This window comes from Pseudomonas sp. WAC2 (assembly GCF_030403525.1).
In the GTDB taxonomy this organism is placed as follows: Bacteria; Pseudomonadota; Gammaproteobacteria; order Pseudomonadales; family Pseudomonadaceae; genus Chryseomonas; species Chryseomonas luteola.
Window position 1 is genome coordinate 105,580 of the sequence record NZ_JAUEPD010000007.1, and the last position, 16,848, is coordinate 122,427.

Genomic DNA, 16,848 nt, shown 5'->3' on the forward strand with positions numbered 1-16,848 from the left:
CTTTTCCCTCGAGGAAACCGATATGACTACGCATGCTGCTACACCGCTTCAAACGGACCTGACGTCCGGCTGGAAACCTCAAACGTTGTCCTCAGGTGATGTGAAGTACGCAACCTGGATTGCGTTCTTTGCCTGGGTGTTTGCGGTCTATGACTTCATCCTGTTCGGTACCTTGTTGCCGGTCATGGGTGGCCACTATTCATGGAGCGAGGCCGAGCAGGCCGAAATCGCAACGTGGGTAGCCGTTGGAGGTGCAGTAGTAGCCTTTGCGATTGGCCCTATCGTGGATCGCATCGGGCGGCGTGGCGGCATCATGTTTACCATTGGAGGAGCGGCGCTGTGCTCGCTGTTGACGGCGGTCTGTGCCGGCATGGGTAAGGGGGCCTTGATTGGTGTACGTTCCGTGGCAGGTCTGGGGTATGCAGAGGAAGGGGTCAACGCGACCTACCTGACCGAAATCTATGCGGCGTCTGATGATCCTAAGCTGATCAAGCGTCGCGGTTTTGTGTACAGCCTAGTGCAGAGCGGCTGGCCGGTCGGTGCCCTGATTGCGGCGGGACTAACTGCTTTGTTGCTGCCAGCCATAGGCTGGCAAGGCTGTTTCGTATTTGCCGCCGTACCGGCCTTTGTGATTGCAGTATTGGCCCGCAAGCTCAAAGAGAGCCCACAGTTCCAAGTACATCTGCGTATTGCTCAGTTGCGCAAGGCGGGTCAGGAAAGCGAGGCCCGCAGCCTGGCGTACGAGTATGACGTCGATTACGACGAGCATGCCAAGGCAGGGGTTGCGGCTGCATTTCGTGGTGCGGCGCTGCGCCCGACCGTCGTGCTAAGCGTGGCGATCCTGCTCAACTGGTCGGCCATTCAGGTCTTCAGTGTGCTCGGGACGTCGGTGATTGTCAGCGTTCATCATCTGTCGTTCGAAAATTCGCTGTGGATTCTAGTGCTGTCCAACCTGGTCGGTTTTATCGGCTACCTGTTCCATGGCTGGCTGGGTGACCGTATTGGTCGGCGCAACACCGTGGCGCTGGGCTGGATGTGCGGCGGACTGGCCTTTGCGGCTATGCTACAGGCACCCAGTGAGTTGATGCCTGTCGTGGCGCTGTACAGCCTCGGTCTGTTTTTTCTGACAGGGCCTTATTCGGCCATGTTGTTCTTCATGGGTGAAAGCTTTCCTACCAGTATCCGGGCTACCGGCGGTGCCATTGTGCATGCCATGGGTCCGGTCGGCGCCATTCTGGCAGGGTTGGGCATCACCAGCGTTCTGGGCGCCGGTGGTCAATGGCACAGCGCCGCGCTTTGGTTTGGTGCCTGGCCATGCTTTCTCTCCGGCGTTGTGATGTGGGCCGCACGCCACGTCGAACCCTCCAGTCTCAAATAAAAAGTGGAGTGTGACATGACTATGAGTTCTCACCCCGTTGCCCTGGTTACCGGTGCCGCCAGCGGTATTGGTCAGGCCCTGGCTGTCGCGTATGCCCAGCAGGGCATACGCGTGGCAGGAGGCTATTTCCTGGGTGATCCCCATGATCACGAGGTGACACTTCGCCTGGTGGAAGAGGCTGGCGGTGAATGCCTGATGCAGCCGTTGGACGTAACCGAGAGCGCGTCGGTCGATGCGCTGGCGGAGGCCGCCATGGGACGCTTCGGCCGGTTGGATTATGCGATCGCCAACGCCGGTCTGTTACGCGCTTCGCCATTGCTGGAGATGACCGACGAGCGTTGGGACGAAATGCTCAACGTGGACCTGACAGGCGTCATGCGGACGTTCCGCGCGGCGGCTTGCCATATGGGCGAGGGGGGCGCAATGGTTGCCATCTCGTCGATTGCAGGGGGTGTCTATGGTTGGCAGAACCATGCTCATTACGCCTCGGCCAAGGCGGGTGTACCCGGGCTGTGTCGTTCCCTGGCAGTTGAACTGGCACCGCGTGGCATCCGCTGTAATGCGGTAATCCCGGGCTTGATCGAGACACCTCAGTCGCTGGATGCCAAGAACTCCCTTGGTCCGGAGGGACTGGCAAAGGCCGCACGTGCCATTCCGCTCGGGCGTGTGGGGCGTGCCGACGAGGTCGCCAGGCTGGTACGTTTCTTGACCAGTACCGAGGCGAGCTATATCACCGGGCAGAGCATTATCGTCGATGGTGGCCTGACGGTACGCTGGCCTGAATGAGATTAATGCCGACGGTGCCTGCACCGCGAACCAAAAGGAGAATGTCATGAAACAGTTGCAGGCGCGTCGCGCTGTTATCACTGGGGCTGCCAGCGGTATTGGCGCTGCTATCGCCCAGGCGTATGCCCGGGAAGGGGCTCGTCTGGTGGTGTGTGATCGTGATGCCGAACGGTTGGCTGTGACGGCGCAGCAGTGCCGTGCTCAAGGTGCCGACGTGATCGAGTGTGTGGCGGATGTCGGGACGCGAGAGGGTGCTCAGGTAGGTATAGATGTCTGCCTGCAAGCCTTTGGAGGGATCGATATTCTCGTCAACAATGCAGGGATGCTGACGCAGGCGCCCTGCGTTGAGCTGACCCAGACCATGTGGGATGACATGCTCAGAATAGATCTCACCAGCGTATTCATTGCCAGCCAGCGTGCATTGCCGCACATGCTGGCGCAGCGGTGGGGGCGCATCATTAATGTGGCCTCGCAGCTGGGTATCAAGGGCGGAGCGGAGTTGACCCATTATGCGGCCGCTAAGGCCGGAGTGATCGGCTTTACGAAATCCCTAGCGCTGGAAGTTTCCAAGGACAACGTACTGGTCAATGCCATTGCGCCGGGGCCGATCGAGACGCCGCTCGTCAATGGCATTAGTCAGGACTGGAAGGTTGCCAAAGCCAAGGAGCTGCCACTGGGGCGATTCGGCAGGGCTGAAGAGGTGGCACCAGTGGCCGTGCTCCTGGCCTCCGAGCCGGGTGGCAACCTGTTTGTCGGACAGACGCTGGGACCGAACTCAGGGGATGTCATGCCGTAACGAAGCGATGGGTGTTGTTATGCTCAACCACCGTTGCCATGCCGTTTCCTCGCAGGGCAGGTTGAGCAACCACCTACCCAAGTGGCTGGGTACACGATCATGAGGAGCTGACATGTGTGGGCTGTGTGGCCTGTTGGGCGAAGAGAGGCACTGGAGCGATCCCTTGGGTGATGAGTTGCCACGGCGTCGTGAACGGCTGCGGCGCATCAAGGCAATCAACCATGTGATTACACCGTTTCGTCTGAGTGTGACGGATTTTCAGGGCTCGGCGTATGTGGTACAGGGGGCGACCGGCCGGCAGGAAATTGCCCACGGACTGGACCAGTTGTGGCGCTCGGCAGAGTTGATTCTGGGCAGGCCACTGGACCCACTTGATGTGCGCCTGCTCGAACATCTGGAGATGCATCCATGAGCGTGCCGGTCAACGTGATTACCGGATTTCTGGGGAGCGGCAAGACTACGCTGCTCAAGCGCCTGCTCGCTGATGAACAACTGGGGGATACGGCGCTGCTGATCAACGAGTTTGGCGAAGTGGGTATCGACCATTTGTTGGTTGAGGAAGTGGCACCGGATACGGTGCTGCTTCCCAGTGGCTGTGTTTGCTGCTCCGTCAGGGAAGACCTCAAGCAGGCCTTGATCGATCTGCATGACAGGCGTAGCCGGGGCGCGGTACCGCCCTTCAAACGTGTACTACTGGAAACCACCGGGCTGGCCGATCCGGCACCGATTCTGGCTACCCTGACCCAGGATCCGCAGTTACGTGGCCGCTATCATCTAGGGTTGCTCATTACCGTGGTGGATGCGCAGCATGCCAAGCTGCAGCAGCGTCTGCATCCCGAATGGTTGGGGCAGGTTACTGCGGCGGACCGTCTGCTGATCAGCAAGATCGACCTAATCGAGCCGCCTGCTGTAGAGGCTTGTCGTGCGCAGCTCCAGGCATTGAATCCATCCGCCACCTTGGCTATTACCGCTGAGGTTCGCAGTGGGGATGAACTGCTCCTGGGCGAGGGGGTGCAGGGTCATGACGCTATGGCAGAGGTGCAGCGCTGGCAGCTCTTTGCACCGGTACCGAATGCCCGGCACGGTGACGCGGAGGTCTGCTGTCTGGAATTTGCTACACCGCTGGACTGGGTTGCCTTCGGCGTCTGGCTGTCGATGCTGCTAAGATGCCATGGTGAACGTATCCTCAGGGTCAAAGGTATTCTGGACGTGATCGACTCCCCTGAGCCCATCGTCATTCATGGCGTACAGCACTGCCTGCATGCGCCTGTACATCTACCGGCCTGGCCCGGAGGGGCGCGTTGCTCGCGCCTGGTCTTTATCGTAAGAGGATTGGATACCGGCCTTCTCAAGCGCTCCTTTGCTGCCTTTCTGGGGCGTTTGAGGGCTGCGGCATGAGCGAGCCTGTCACGCTTCGTGTCCTGGGCACCTCGGTAACGCTGCTCGAATCCATCCGTCAGCGTGCCGAAGAGGAACTCGGTATCCGTCTAGTCTACGAGATCCACAATGTCCAGCAGGCGCAGCGTATTGCAGTCATGCAGCCGGAACGCTACGACCTTTATGATCAATGGTTTCACAACGTGGATTTCGTGTGGCCTGCCGGGGCCATCCAGCCGATCGACATTCGCCGGATTGCGTTATGGGATGAAATCAACGATTTGCCCAAGCGGGGAAGGCTCCACACCAGTGATAAATTGGGTGCTGGCAGCCTGCCTAGCGAGCGGCTGTTCGTTCAGCATGATGGCAAACTGGGAAGTCAGCCTACCGAGCGGATTAGTATGCTGCCACTGACCCATAATGCTGACAGCTTTGCCTACCGCCCGGAGCGGCTGCCCGACACGCTCGCTGCAACCGAAGAGAGCTGGTCCTGGCTGATCAATGAGGGTTGGTGCGGCCATATTGCCTTACAGAGCGATGCCGCCATCGGCGCGCTCGACGCAGCGCTGGCGTTACAGGCGGCTGGTCTTGCACGATTCGAGAATCTGGGCAATCTTCGGCTAGATGAAATCGACCAGCTGGCAGACCTTCTGATCAAAAAACAGCATCATGGCCATTTCGCCGCGTTCTGGTCGGACGATCAGGAAGCCGGCCGGCTGATGCTCGACCCTGCTGTTTCCATCCAGAGCCTATGGTCACCCACCCTGATGCAGCTCCATCGGGCCGGTATCCAGTACCGCCTCGCGGTTCCGAAGGAAGGATATCGAGCCTGGTTCGGCGGACTGTCGTTGTCACGTCGGGCTGAAGGACGCGTCAAGGACGCTGCCTATGCCTATTTGAACTGGTGGCTGTCCGGCTGGCCTGGCGCCGTCATGGCACGGCAAGGTTTCTATATCTCCAATCCGCCCCGCGCCCGTGATTACCTGAGCGCAGCCGAATGGGATTACTGGTATGACGGCAAGCCCGCGCGCGAAGAGTTGCCGGGTAGTGATGGGCTTCCCCTGATCGACAGCGGCGAGCGCCGTGAAGGTGGGTCTTATGCGCAGCGCATGGGGCATATCAGCGTCTGGAATTCCGTGATGGATGAGCACAATTACCTGGTGCGTCGCTGGAATGACTTTCTGCGCGCTCGCAAGGCAGCCTGATAAGGCTGCCTAATTCACGCGTCGTTAACTGATCGGCAACCAGGCACGCTCTTGGGAGGACAGAACCGCAGTATCGATGACTTTCTGAATCTCCCACGCCTCACGAAAGTCCGGCCCTGTGGCTAATTTGCCCGCAATGGCCTTATTGATTTTGGATGTTTAACCTGACGGCTCGGTATGTTGCCCGATACCGTATAAACGGAGCTTGTTGGCAATGGTGGTATGGGAGACGCCAAGTCGTTTTCCCAGTAAGCGGCTGCTGGGGTATTGGGTGATCAGCTGTTCCAGCACTGCCTTTTCGAATCGACCAACAATTTGATCGAGATTACCGTCCAGCGTGAAGTGTCCCAGCGGTTGTGGGGTACCGTAATCAGGCAGACGTATGTGCTCAGGTTTAACCACCTTGCCTTCGGCCAAGGAAACCGCTTGAAAGAGTGCATTTTCAAGCTGACGCACATTGCCAGGCCAGGGGTAATGGCGTAGTCGCTCGAAGGCGGCAGGGGCCAAAGGCTTGAACGGGCAGCCGATCTGGCGGCTGGCTTGATCCAGAAAGTGCTCGACTAGCGGCTCCAGTCCATCTAGGCACTCCCGTAAGGGGGGGATGTGCAGCGAAAGCACATTGAGGCGATGGTACAGGTCCTGGCGAAATTCGCCTTGTACGCACAAATCGGACAGATCCTGCTGGGTGGCGCAGATGACACGTACGTCCAGGTAGACCTCCTCGTCGCTACCCACCCGGCGAAAAATCCCATCTTGCAGAAACCGAACCAGTTTGGCTTGAAGGCGCAGGCTCATCTCACCCACTTCATCCAGAAAAAGCGTGCCGCCGGCGGTAAGCTCAAGCAGTCCGAGCTTGCCCTCTGGGCGAGCCCCTTCGAATGCACCAGCGCTGTATCCAAACAGTTCCGTCTCAGCCATCGACTCGGGCAGGCCCGCACAGTTAAGCACCATGAAGGGGGCTTGACCGCGAGGGCTTGCCAGGTGACAGGCCCGCGCCAGCAGCTCTTTGCCGGTACCGGTTTCGCCGGTAATCAGCAGCGGCGCATCAAGAGGAGCCATGCGTCGCGCCTCCCGGACGACAGCAGCCATGGACCTGGAGCTCTGGAAGATGCTGTCAAACCCTCGAAGCTCCTGCTTGCGTACCTGATAGATACGCTCGCCCACCTGATCGGCACGGTGCAGCGTCAGTACGGCGCCCGCCAGGGCCTCGCTGTCGTCATGCCCGGTCTGCAGGGGGGTAATATCGGCGAGAAAGACATCGCCCTTGATCTGAATACGCAAACCATTGAGCCGGGATTTGTTGGCACGAACCAGCTCAGGCAGGTCCAGCTCATCCACATATTTTGAGAGTGCCATCCCGGGCACCTCGTCCACTCGGGCACCCAATAGCTGCGCTGCTGCGCGGTTGGCTGCAACGATATGCCCGGCCATATCAATCGACAGCACGGGAAACTCCAACGCGCCGAGCAGCGTATTGAGTTCCAAGTGGCGACGCTCGCTGGGCATGAGGCTGATACGCCAGATATCGAACACACCGGGGATGGCCGCGAGCTTGGGGCGCAGTGCCTGGAATTGCAGATTGATCAGATTAGGGCAGTAGAGATAGACCGTATTGCCTTGGTCGCCTCCCACTTCGCCACGGGCCACGTTAATCCCGTAGTCAGCCAACAGATTGAGCATGTCGCGCAGAATGCCTACGCGGTTCTGACACAAAACTTTGATTCGCATCGAGCGGGCCCATTGTTGTGATTATGGCGGGCGGTGCAGCCGAGTTTTTCAACGGGCCGCAAGTTGAGTGTCAAGAATATGTGCCAGATATGCCCTTTATCAAGTAAACCGCATAGCCTGAAGTGAACCCTTAACAGTTTGCTGTAAAGATTTTCTTACGAATCATCCAGGCAAAATATGCCGCCTTGATCTTTTAGCCTTATACATACAGACCGTCTTCGCGCTATTGCTAGAGCCATACAACAAGACCCAGCGGCATCCGCCGTCAAGGAGGCTACATGAAAGGTACGCAGTACGTGGCGAGAAAACCGGATGAGTCCGGTTTTATCCATTACTCGGATGACGAACACGGTGTATGGAATACGCTGATCACCCGGCAGTTGAAGGTGATTGAAGGCAAGGCCTGCCAGGAATACCTGGACGGTATTACCCAGCTTGATCTGCCTATGGACCGCATACCTCAGTTGTCCGAAGTCAACCGCGTACTGGAACGCACCACGGGCTGGCGCGTGGCACAGGTGCCAGCGTTGATCCCTTTCGAGACGTTTTTCGTCTTGTTGGCTAGCCAGCGGTTTCCAGTCGCCACGTTCATTCGAACCCGGGAAGAACTGGACTACTTGCAGGAGCCCGATATCTTCCATGAAATCTTTGGCCATTGTCCGCTGTTGACCAATCCCTGGTTTGCCGAATTCACCCATACCTACGGCAAGTTGGGGCTCGCCGCTTCCAAGGAAGAGCGCATCTTCCTGGCGCGCCTGTACTGGATGACTATCGAGTTTGGACTGGTGGATACGCCAATGGGACGTAAGATCTATGGAGGCGGTATCCTGTCATCGCCCAAGGAGACGGTGTATTCGCTTTCGGCCGAACCGGAGCACCTGCCGTTCGACCCCATCGAGGCCATGCGTACCCCGTATCGAATCGATATTCTGCAACCCGTCTATTTCGTGTTGCCTGAACTCAAGCGGCTATTCCAGGTCGCTCATGAAGACATCATGGGCATGGTTCGCGAGGCCATGCAGCTCGGACTTCACAAACCCCGCTTTCCGCCCAAAGCAGCCTGATATTACAAGGAGAACACATGACTGCTACCGCTCTGAAACAAGGCCACTGCGAAGCCTGTAGCGCCGATGCCCCCAAAGTCAGTGAAGAAGAGCTGGCGGAGCTGATTCGGCAGATTCCGGACTGGAACATTGAAGTACGTGACGGAATCATGCAGCTCGAAAAGGTCTTCCGCTTCAAGAATTTCCGCCATGCGCTGGCGTTCACCAATGCCGTTGGCGCTATTGCTGAGGAAGAAGGGCATCATCCCGGCCTCTTGACCGAGTGGGGCAAGGTGACGGTGACCTGGTGGAGCCATTCGATCAAAGGGCTACATCGCAATGATTTCATCATGGCGGCCCGCACGGACGAGGTGGCGGCTACAGCGGAGGGGCGCAAGTGAGCCATTTCAAGACGGTCGACTGGGTAGCCGGCGACCCGATCATGGGGCTGCTTGAAGCGTTTCGAGCCGATCCTAATCCTGCCAAGCTGGATCTGGGCGTAGGCGTATATAAGGATCGGCAAGGCCTTACTCCTATTCCCAAAGCCGTCAAACTGGCGGAGCAGGCATTGATTGGCAGCGAACAGACCAAGAGCTATGTTGGCGGCCATGGTGATATAAGCTTCGGGACCTACCTGCTGCACCTTGTTCTAGGTGCACATAGCGCGGTGATCGATGACAAACGGGCCGGCTGTACCCAGGCCGCCGGTGGTACAGGAGCCCTGCGGCTAACAGGGGAGTTCATTGCGCAGTGTCTGCCGGGCAAGGGCGTCTGGTTGAGTCAGCCAACTTGGCCGATTCACGAAACGCTGTTCAGGGCCGCCGGGCTCGCCGTGCAGCATTACCCCTATGTGGGGGCAGATAACCGTCTTGATGTAGCCGGTATGCTCGAAGCCATGCGGCAGATTCCCAAAGGTGACGTCATCCTGTTGCACGCCTGTTGTCATAATCCGACTGGCTTCGATTTGAGTCGAGCCGATTGGCAGCAGGTATTGGGGATCGTAAAGGAGCGCGAGCTGCTGCCCTTGTTCGACTTTGCCTATCAGGGGTTTGGCGACGGGCTGGAAGAAGACGCCTGGGCTGTCAGGTTATTTGCCCAGGCGTTGCCAGAGCTTTTGATTACCAGCTCCTGCTCGAAGAACTTTGGTCTGTACCGTGAGCGTACGGGAGGGCTGATCGTGGTGGCGGAAGATGCAGATCGTCTTCTGGCCGTACGCAGCCAGCTCGCCTCGATTGCCCGTAATCTTTGGTCTACGCCACCTTCCCATGGTGCGGCGGTCGTGGCCGAGATCCTGGGTACTGCTTCATTGCGCACAATGTGGGAGGAAGAAGTCAATGCCATGCGCACGCGTATCACGAGCTTGCGCAAGGGACTGGTCGAAGCACTGATCCCCTTTGGCTTGAACGAGCGCTTTGCTCATATTGCCGAGCAGCGCGGTATGTTCTCGTATACAGGACTCACCGCTGAGCAGGTCGCACAGCTCAAGGCGCGTTATAGCGTTTATCTCGTCAGTAGCGGCAGGGCCAATGTCGCCGGGCTGGACCAGAGCCGGCTTGATGAGCTGGCACGTGCGATTGCCGAGGTCTCTCGGTAGCGGAAGAGCCGGCAATCGCCGGCTTTTCTTTCAGAACGTGCCCTGGTAATGCCCACCATCGAGCAACACGTTCTGGCCGGTCATGTAACTCGCATGTTGGCTGCATAGAAAAGCACACACCGCACCGAATTCATCTGCCGTGCCGAAGCGTCTGGCGGGGATCGTCTGTAATCGCTGCTGAACGATATCTGCTACCGGCTTGCCAGTGGACTGTGCAGAACGCTCCAGCGTGTTCTGTAGCCGATCGGTATCGAAAGAGCCTGGCAGAAGGTTGTTGATCGTAACGTTGCGCTCCGCCAGACGAGCCTGACGCGCAAGCCCGGCGACAAACCCCGTCAGGCCGCTGCGTGCGCCATTGGACAAGCCCAGAATATCGATAGGCGCCTTGACGGCAGAGGACGTGATATTCACGACACGACCGAATCCTCGCTCCGCCATGCCATCAACGGTTGCCTTGATCAGGTCGATGGGCGTCAGCATATTAGTCTCGACGGCGCTCAGCCAGTCCTCCCGCGTCCAGTCACGAAAGTCTCCCGGCGGAGGTCCGCCTGCGTTGTTCACAAGGATGTCGACCTGTGGACATTGAGTCAGGAGTGCCTGTCTGACGTTTTCATCACTGATATCGCCTGCGACACAGTGGACCTCAATAGCAGGATTGAGCGAGCGTAGAAATGTGGCGGTCTCCTCTAGTGCTTCAAGGCCGCGTGCATTGATTACCAGGTTGACGCCTTCCTGAGCTAACGCGCTGGCACAGCCTTTACCCAGCCCCTTGCTGGCAGCACATACCACTGCCCAGCGTCCCGAAATGCCTAAATTCATTGCTCTTCCTCCGGTTGCGAATACGCAAGATCGGAGCATTAGGCTACAGCGGGAGGGAAAAGTTGATACAGAGGAGGAGCCTGGACCCTTACGGGTCCAGGTGTCTGGCTTAGTCAGCCGAAGTGGCTGCCAGCGAAGGTTCTGCGGCGTTGGCGTCCGGCTTACGCTTGAGGCGATAGCACGCCACCATAATGACCAGCCATACCGGAATGGCGTAGACCGAGATATTGATGCCGGGAATCAACAGCATGGTGCCCAGGATGAAGACTACAAACGCTAGGCACAGGTAGTTCCCATAGGGATACCAGAACGCCTTGAACGCCGTGCTGACACCCTGGCGCTTCATCTGCGCACGAAACTTCAGATGCGCCAGGCTGATCATCGCCCAGTTGATTACCAGCGTTGCCACTACCAGCGACATCAGGAGTTCAAGCGCCTGTTGCGGCATCAGATAATTGACAACTACCGCCAGGAAGGTAATGGCGGCCGAGAACAGAAGGGCACTTACCGGTACGCCGCGAGTATCGACCTTGGCCAGGAAACGAGGCGCATCGCCTTGCTCAGCCAGACCCAACAGCATGCGTCCGTTACAGTAGCAACCACTGTTGTAGACGGACAACGCTGCGGTCAGTACGACAAAGTTCAGGATGTGGGCCGCTGCATCACTGCCAATCAGAGAGAAGATCTGGACAAAGGGGCTACCGCTGTATGCATCGCCGGAGGCAGTCAGCGTCTGTACCAGCGAATCCCAGGGTTTGAGTGAAAGCAGAATGATCAGGGCGCCGACATAAAAGATCAGGATACGGTAGATCACCTGGTTGATGGCTTTGGGAATGACTTTCTTGGGCTCCGAGGCTTCGGCGGCGGTAAAGCCCAGCATTTCCAGGCCACCAAACGAGAACATGATAATGGCCATGGACATGACCAATCCCTGAATACCGTGGGGGAAGAACCCGCCATGCGACCACAGGTTGCTGACAGAAGCCTGTGGATCACTGCCACCGATAAGCAGGTAAGTTCCCAGCAGGATCATGCCAATGATGGCAACCACTTTGATGATCGCAAACCAGAACTCGGCCTCGCCGAACAGTTTCACATTGGCCAGGTTAATGGCATTGACCAGCAGGAAAAAGAAGGCGGCGCTGGCCCAAGTGGGTATCTCCGGCCACCAATAGTGAATGTACTTGCCAACCGCCGTCAGCTCGGACATGCCTACCAGGATATAGAGAACCCAGCAGTTCCAGCCTGACAGAAAGCCGGCAAAGCCTCCCCAGTATCGATGAGCGAAGTGGCTGAACGAGCCGGCTACAGGTTCCTCGACAATCATCTCGCCCAGTTGGCGCATGATGAGAAAGGCAATAAATCCAGCCAGGGCATAGCCCAGGATCATGGAAGGGCCGGCCGACTGCATGACGCCTGCCGAGCCAAGAAACAAACCAGTACCAATAGCGCCACCCAGGGCTATCAATTGGATATGGCGATTTTTCAGGCCACGTTTGAGTGTACCCGATTGGGTGTTACGACCAACCATTTAAACGTCCTCACGCAAGGTGTTGTTATTGTGCGGTGTGAAGCGTGTCTATGCGAAGGCCAAACTAGGTAAAAATGTCGCAGGTACTCCGCCTTTTATCGGTTGAAGCACTCTTTTGATGAGTACACCTGTGATAGGTAAGGTTAATCGAGGCGGTTTTAGGGCTAGAAAGCAAGCAGTCTACGTTCAGGATCATGCGTCACCTTTTATTGTTGTATGTGACGGAGCGGACGTACCAGAGAAACGGTAATGGAATGTCCTTTCCAGTAGACCTATATGAGCCGAAGCCAACTTAGGTAACAACCCCGGCCTGAAGAGCCAGGGCTGTTCCCGTGAGAGAAAGTGTCACGTTTTTCTGACAGTCGCGCCAAAACCCACGATTTACGAGGCTTGCCGTAAAAGTTTTTTGACGAGCAGATCACTGTGTGGAATAACGCCTCAGTCAATCAAGCGGCCAGGGGCAGCGTGAAATGAAAGGTGCTGCCTTGCCCTGGATCGCTCACGGCCCAGATTCGGCCTCCATGCGCTTCCACAATTCCCTTGCTAATGAATAGGCCCAGCCCGGTTCCCGTTGGGTTGCCTGCCTTGACGTGCCAGTAACGATCAAAGATGTGCTCCAATTCGTCATCGGAAATGCCTATGCCGCTGTCTCTGATGGAGAAGCAGGCGTGGCTACCCTCACGCGTCACGGATATCTCGATACTGCCACCAGCAGGCGTGAACTTGATACCGTTACTGATCAGATTCGATAGCACCTGAAAGAGCCGCTCGGCATCGGCATTCAGGATCACGTCGTCTTCTACATGAATCTTGAGCTGAATGGATTTGGTTTCGGCGAGCGACTGCAATAGCTGCACCGCCTGGTGGACCAGACTGGAAGCATCATGGGGCTGAGGTGAAATCTGAAAGCGGCCCGATTCAATCTTGGACAGGTCCAACAGGTCGCCAATCATGCTATTCATGCGTGTAGCGACCGTTTGAATGATATTGATCGCCGACAGCAAGCGCTTGGATGATTCACGTTGATCGCCCACGATCATCCGCTGCATAAGGCCTGCCTGCATGGTCACAATCGTCATGGGATTACGCAGGTCATGGGAGACTACTGCCACAATCTCGTCACGTGCACGTACGGCCTCGCGTTCGCGGGCGACCTGAAGGGCCAGATCAATTTCTATCGCTGAGCGGCGCAAGTCCTTGACGGCATAAATATCTCCAGGAAGCCAGCGCTTGGAGCGTCCACGTACCTGTTCTCGCCAAACGGCAAAGCTGCGCCGCGGATGAGGACGCAGCTGACCGGTCTCTGGGTCCGCTTCCAAGGGTTTATTCGGATTACCGCTCCATTTGAGGGTTTTGACCAGCTCTGGTCTGAACCACAGCACCATATTGGTGACTGGCTTGGGCAGGGTAATAGCCATAAGGCCGCTACCCAGGTGCGTATAGGTAGAGGCATCAGCCAGCTCATTGGGTAGACAGCGCGTATGGAAAATCCCGCTCTCGCCAAGTTGCGATTCAGCCCATTGGGCAAGCGCCCTGATTTCAGTATCACCCGGGCAATCCCCCACGACCAATACGCGCTGATCGACTAAAATGGCAGCGCCACTGGCATCCGCAAGCGCCAGAAGATCGTCTCCTTTGTACATCAGCCCGATCAACGCCTCATCTTCAGCCGAATGCATGGCTTTCACCAGGCGAGAAAGGTATTCCTGCTTGGCTTCACGCTGCTGTTGGGCATCCCGCTCCTGGAGCGCATTGATCTGGAGCGACGTTAACTCGCCAATTGCCTGGCAAGCGGCACGGATTCGGTAGGGAAGGTAATGGGGCTCCCTATGACCGCAGCTGATCAGCCCCCATAAGGAATCGCCCTGCATAAGCGATACACTCATTGACGCCCGCAAGCCCTGATAGCCGATGTATTCTCGATGCAGCGGTGAAACACTGCGCAGGATTGCACAGCTAAGGTCCACCGGCTGGCCTGTCTCGCTTCTGAATGGCGGGAGCAGGGGGACCGGCTCATAGCGAGCATCGGGAATCAGGCGAATCCAGTTATGCTCATAGAGCTTACGGGCTTGGGCCGGTATATCAGAGGCAGGAAACCGAAGCTCGAGGTAGGGATCTACCTCAGGATCTCGCGCCTCTGCCACCACTTGGCCGTCACCTTCGTTATCGAATCGGTAGACCACAACCCGGTCGAAACCTGTCAGGGCTCGGACCTCCTCTACAACCACCTGCTGCAAATCCGCCAACGTGCGTACTTTTTGCAGGCGACGCAGCGCGCGTGAATTCAGAACGCCGTCAGAAGGCGAAGTGGGTTGAGCACGTTCCAGTTCGAGAAAGATCAAGCCATCATGTTGATGCAGCAGACCCTCGTATTCGTGGCCTCCGACCGTCAATAACAGCGGATTGACCTCGTCGAAATCGGGCTGCCGGAGCGCTTGCTTGACCTGCGACAGCGCTTGAGCATTCAGGATCTTTGCAAGAGGCTGTCCAAGTACCGCATCCGCTTTGCAGTCCAAAAGCGTAGGGAGGTTGGCGCTGATGTGCTGAACGCGAGTATCGGCTTCTCTAAAAGCAATCAGGTACCCATGAGGCTGAATAGCGCCTGGAATATGAATAGGCTCGCTCTCACAGCGTATGGGGTCGGCTTCGCGTTGATCGTGGCCAGTCATGCCGAATGTGAACTCCTTCTAATCCAGAGCTGTGCAGTCAATAACTGCCACTTCGTCTGTTATAGATGTGACTGCATTTGGCCTTGATCGTTTGATCAAGGTGTCGAAGCGGTAGGCACCCCTAGGTGCGTGAACGGTCAGAAACTACCGAGAATGGCAGGGTGGAGCAGGGTTATGCAGCAGATTGACGTGGTTGTGGTAGGAGGAGGGCAGTCCGCGCTGGCAGTTGCCTATTTCCTGCGTCGTACGTCACGTTCATTCGTGTTGCTGGATGCAGAGCAGCATCCAGGTGGTGCCTGGCAACATGGGTGGGATTCGTTGCATCTTTTCTCACCGGCCAGCTCCAGCTCCATTCCTGGTTGGCCCATGCCTCCTACCCACGAAGAAACGCCTTCGCGTGACCGTGTCCTGGATTATCTGACCCGGTATGAGCAGCGTTACGGGTTTCCCATCAGGCGTCCTGTCTGGGTAGAGAGCATTGAGCCACACCCGGACGGCTTGCTGGTCAAGGCTGGCGCAGAGGCATGGCTGGCTCAGGCGGTAGTTAGTGCAACCGGAACCTGGCGACATCCCTATACGCCCCGTTATCCGGGCCAAACGCTATTCAGAGGGCAGCAGATTCATTCGGCACATTATGTCAATGCCGAGCCCTTTATGGGCAAAACCGTATTGATTGTCGGAGGGGGCAATTCAGGGGCTCAGATCCTGGCTGAAGTATCCAGGGTGGCAGAGGCTCATTGGATTACCCTGGCGGATCCACAATTTCTACCGGACGATGTAGATGGGGATGTCCTGTTCGAGCGAGCAACCGAGCGCTGGAGGGCGCAGCAGGAAGGCCGCGTCTGGGATGAGCCCGCGGGTGGGTTGGGCGATATTGTCATGGTTCCCAGCGTGAAGGAGGCAAGAACACGAGGCGTATTACGGGCCGTGCGGCCATTCGAGCGCTTTACTGAGAGCGGCATAGTCTGGTCCGACGAACATGAAATTACAGTAGATACGGTAATCTGGTGCACGGGTTTCAGGCCTGCGTTGACGCATCTGGAAGCGCTAGGGCTGGTCGAGCCGGATGGATGCGTTCAGGTTGACCGCACTCGTTCGGTCAAGGAGCCCCGTGTGTGGCTCGTGGGCTACGGTGAGTGGACCGGTATGGCATCAGCAACGCTGATAGGCGTCACCCGAACGGCACGGAGCACCGTTCAGGAGATTGAAGTCTATCTCGATCAAAGAGAGCGTTGATTGACGCGCCGGGACAGTGCCTCGGCAGATTCCTTGCGTTCCGAGTAACGATCTACCAGATACGTCTGGCGCCCACGGAGCAGGAGCGTGAACTTCATCAGTTCTTCCATGACGTCTACCAGGCGATCGTAATAGGGCGAAGGTTTCATTCGTCCTGCCTCATCGAATTCCAGAAACGCCTTGGGCACCGAGGACTGATTTGGAGTCGTGAACATCCGCATCCAACGACCTAAAACACGCAGTTGATTCACGACATTGAAAGACTGCGAGCCTCCGCAGACCTGCAGAACAGCGAGGGTCTTGCCTTGGGTAGGGCGAACCGCACCCATGGCCAGCGGAACCCAGTCGATTTGTGCTTTGAAAACGGCGCTCATGGAGCCGTGTCGCTCAGGTGAACACTATACCTGACCTTCTGACCATTGCATCAATTCCCGCAGCTCAACGACTTTCTCATGGGTATCGGGGGCATCGTCAGGCAAGGGGAGACCTGAAGGGTCAAAAATTTGGACGTCGGCGCCAAAATGTTCGAGCAGAAGAGCGGCTTCCTGTGTCAGGAGTCGGCTGAAGGAGCGCTCTCGGTTCGATCCATAAAGCAACAGGATCCTGGGCTTATGGGGCAGGGGCTGCTGATTATCCAGGCGCTCGACAGCGGGAATGTCGATCAGGGACATATCGAGATTCGGCAG

14 protein-coding genes and 1 pseudogene are annotated in these 16,848 nt (G+C 57.3%); 10 read left to right on the top strand and 5 right to left on the bottom strand.

Annotated elements, in window-relative coordinates:
- Positions 1–22 precede the first annotated feature (22 nt).
- From QWJ10_RS15975 to QWJ10_RS16000, 6 genes are all read left to right on the top strand, one after another.
- Entirely contained in the window at positions 23–1,378 is a 1,356-nt protein-coding gene (locus QWJ10_RS15975; RefSeq protein ID WP_289927942.1) for an MFS transporter, read from the top strand.
- 21 nt (positions 1,379–1,399) lie between these two features.
- The gene (locus tag QWJ10_RS15980) at positions 1,400–2,164 is read left to right on the top strand and encodes an SDR family NAD(P)-dependent oxidoreductase (RefSeq protein ID WP_033352437.1); all 765 of its coding nucleotides are present in this window, start codon (positions 1,400–1,402) and stop codon (positions 2,162–2,164) included.
- Positions 2,165–2,210: 46 nt separating this feature from the next.
- Positions 2,211–2,960 (top strand): SDR family NAD(P)-dependent oxidoreductase, encoded by a 750-nt coding sequence (locus QWJ10_RS15985; RefSeq protein WP_289927943.1) that lies wholly within the window; start codon positions 2,211–2,213, stop codon positions 2,958–2,960.
- Positions 2,961–3,072: 112 nt separating this feature from the next.
- Positions 3,073–3,372: a hypothetical protein gene (locus QWJ10_RS15990; protein WP_219652736.1), complete on the top strand. Its 300-nt coding sequence runs from the start codon at positions 3,073–3,075 to the stop codon at positions 3,370–3,372.
- Complete coding sequence (locus QWJ10_RS15995; protein ID WP_289927944.1) at positions 3,369–4,358, top strand: GTP-binding protein; 990 nt, start codon at positions 3,369–3,371, stop codon at positions 4,356–4,358. Before QWJ10_RS15990 ends, QWJ10_RS15995 begins: the two co-directional genes overlap by 4 nt.
- Entirely contained in the window at positions 4,355–5,542 is a 1,188-nt protein-coding gene (locus QWJ10_RS16000; RefSeq protein ID WP_289927945.1) for an extracellular solute-binding protein, read from the top strand. Before QWJ10_RS15995 ends, QWJ10_RS16000 begins: the two co-directional genes overlap by 4 nt.
- A 159-nt stretch (positions 5,543–5,701) precedes the next feature.
- On the opposite strand, the gene QWJ10_RS16005 is transcribed toward QWJ10_RS16000, so the two are convergent.
- Positions 5,702–7,270 (bottom strand): sigma-54-dependent transcriptional regulator, encoded by a 1,569-nt coding sequence (locus QWJ10_RS16005; RefSeq protein ID WP_289927946.1) that lies wholly within the window; start codon positions 7,268–7,270, stop codon positions 5,702–5,704.
- A 278-nt stretch (positions 7,271–7,548) separates the two neighbouring features.
- Between QWJ10_RS16005 and phhA the strand changes: the two genes are divergently transcribed.
- Genes phhA through QWJ10_RS16020 form a run of 3 tightly spaced genes read left to right on the top strand, consistent with a single transcriptional unit; the run spans position 7,549 to position 9,907 of the window.
- Entirely contained in the window at positions 7,549–8,334 is a 786-nt protein-coding gene (phhA, locus tag QWJ10_RS16010) for a phenylalanine 4-monooxygenase (RefSeq protein ID WP_289927947.1), read from the top strand.
- A 17-nt stretch (positions 8,335–8,351) separates the two neighbouring features.
- Entirely contained in the window at positions 8,352–8,714 is a 363-nt protein-coding gene (locus QWJ10_RS16015; RefSeq protein ID WP_019365745.1) for a 4a-hydroxytetrahydrobiopterin dehydratase, read from the top strand.
- Entirely contained in the window at positions 8,711–9,907 is a 1,197-nt protein-coding gene (locus QWJ10_RS16020; RefSeq protein ID WP_289927948.1) for an amino acid aminotransferase, read from the top strand. The genes QWJ10_RS16015 and QWJ10_RS16020 overlap by 4 nt, the downstream gene beginning before the upstream one ends.
- 30 nt (positions 9,908–9,937) lie before the next feature.
- Here QWJ10_RS16020 and QWJ10_RS16025 read toward each other — a convergent pair whose 3' ends face one another.
- The 3 genes from QWJ10_RS16025 to QWJ10_RS16035 all read right to left on the bottom strand — a co-directional run bounded on the left by QWJ10_RS16025 (position 9,938) and on the right by QWJ10_RS16035 (position 14,926).
- The gene (locus QWJ10_RS16025) at positions 9,938–10,726 is read right to left on the bottom strand and encodes an SDR family oxidoreductase (RefSeq protein ID WP_289927949.1); all 789 of its coding nucleotides are present in this window, start codon (positions 10,724–10,726) and stop codon (positions 9,938–9,940) included.
- A gap of 109 nt (positions 10,727–10,835) precedes the next feature.
- Entirely contained in the window at positions 10,836–12,257 is a 1,422-nt protein-coding gene (locus QWJ10_RS16030; RefSeq protein WP_219652731.1) for an amino acid permease, read from the bottom strand.
- A 446-nt stretch (positions 12,258–12,703) separates the two neighbouring features.
- Positions 12,704–14,926 carry an ATP-binding protein gene (locus QWJ10_RS16035; RefSeq protein WP_289927950.1) on the bottom strand — a complete coding sequence of 741 codons (2,223 nt, stop codon included), beginning with the start codon at positions 14,924–14,926 and terminating at the stop codon, positions 12,704–12,706.
- A 174-nt stretch (positions 14,927–15,100) separates the two neighbouring features.
- On the opposite strand from QWJ10_RS16035, the gene QWJ10_RS16040 reads away from it, so the two are divergent.
- On the top strand, positions 15,101–16,162 hold the full coding sequence (locus QWJ10_RS16040) for an ArsO family NAD(P)H-dependent flavin-containing monooxygenase (protein ID WP_289927952.1): 1,062 nt from the start codon (positions 15,101–15,103) through the stop codon (positions 16,160–16,162).
- On the opposite strand, the pseudogene arsH reads toward QWJ10_RS16040, so the two are convergent.
- A pseudogene (gene arsH / locus QWJ10_RS16045) lies at positions 16,147–16,833 on the bottom strand (arsenical resistance protein ArsH). The gene QWJ10_RS16040 and the pseudogene arsH sit on opposite strands and share 16 nt — an antisense overlap.
- Positions 16,834–16,848: the final 15 nt, after the last annotated feature.

Coding starts and splice junctions, on each gene's coding strand:
- QWJ10_RS15985 (WP_289927943.1), top strand. CDS start 2,211: ATGAAACAGTTGCAGGCGCGTCGCGCTGTTATCACTGGGGCTGCCAGC.
- phhA (WP_289927947.1), top strand. CDS start 7,549: ATGAAAGGTACGCAGTACGTGGCGAGAAAACCGGATGAGTCCGGTTTT.
- QWJ10_RS16040 (WP_289927952.1), top strand. CDS start 15,101: ATGCAGCAGATTGACGTGGTTGTGGTAGGAGGAGGGCAGTCCGCGCTG.
- QWJ10_RS16030 (WP_219652731.1), bottom strand. CDS start 12,257: ATGGTTGGTCGTAACACCCAATCGGGTACACTCAAACGTGGCCTGAAA.
- QWJ10_RS16000 (WP_289927945.1), top strand. CDS start 4,355: ATGAGCGAGCCTGTCACGCTTCGTGTCCTGGGCACCTCGGTAACGCTG.
- QWJ10_RS15975 (WP_289927942.1), top strand. CDS start 23: ATGACTACGCATGCTGCTACACCGCTTCAAACGGACCTGACGTCCGGC.
- QWJ10_RS15990 (WP_219652736.1), top strand. CDS start 3,073: ATGTGTGGGCTGTGTGGCCTGTTGGGCGAAGAGAGGCACTGGAGCGAT.
- QWJ10_RS16015 (WP_019365745.1), top strand. CDS start 8,352: ATGACTGCTACCGCTCTGAAACAAGGCCACTGCGAAGCCTGTAGCGCC.
- QWJ10_RS16005 (WP_289927946.1), bottom strand. CDS start 7,270: ATGCGAATCAAAGTTTTGTGTCAGAACCGCGTAGGCATTCTGCGCGAC.
- QWJ10_RS16025 (WP_289927949.1), bottom strand. CDS start 10,726: ATGAATTTAGGCATTTCGGGACGCTGGGCAGTGGTATGTGCTGCCAGC.
- QWJ10_RS15995 (WP_289927944.1), top strand. CDS start 3,369: ATGAGCGTGCCGGTCAACGTGATTACCGGATTTCTGGGGAGCGGCAAG.
- QWJ10_RS15980 (WP_033352437.1), top strand. CDS start 1,400: ATGAGTTCTCACCCCGTTGCCCTGGTTACCGGTGCCGCCAGCGGTATT.
- QWJ10_RS16035 (WP_289927950.1), bottom strand. CDS start 14,926: ATGACTGGCCACGATCAACGCGAAGCCGACCCCATACGCTGTGAGAGC.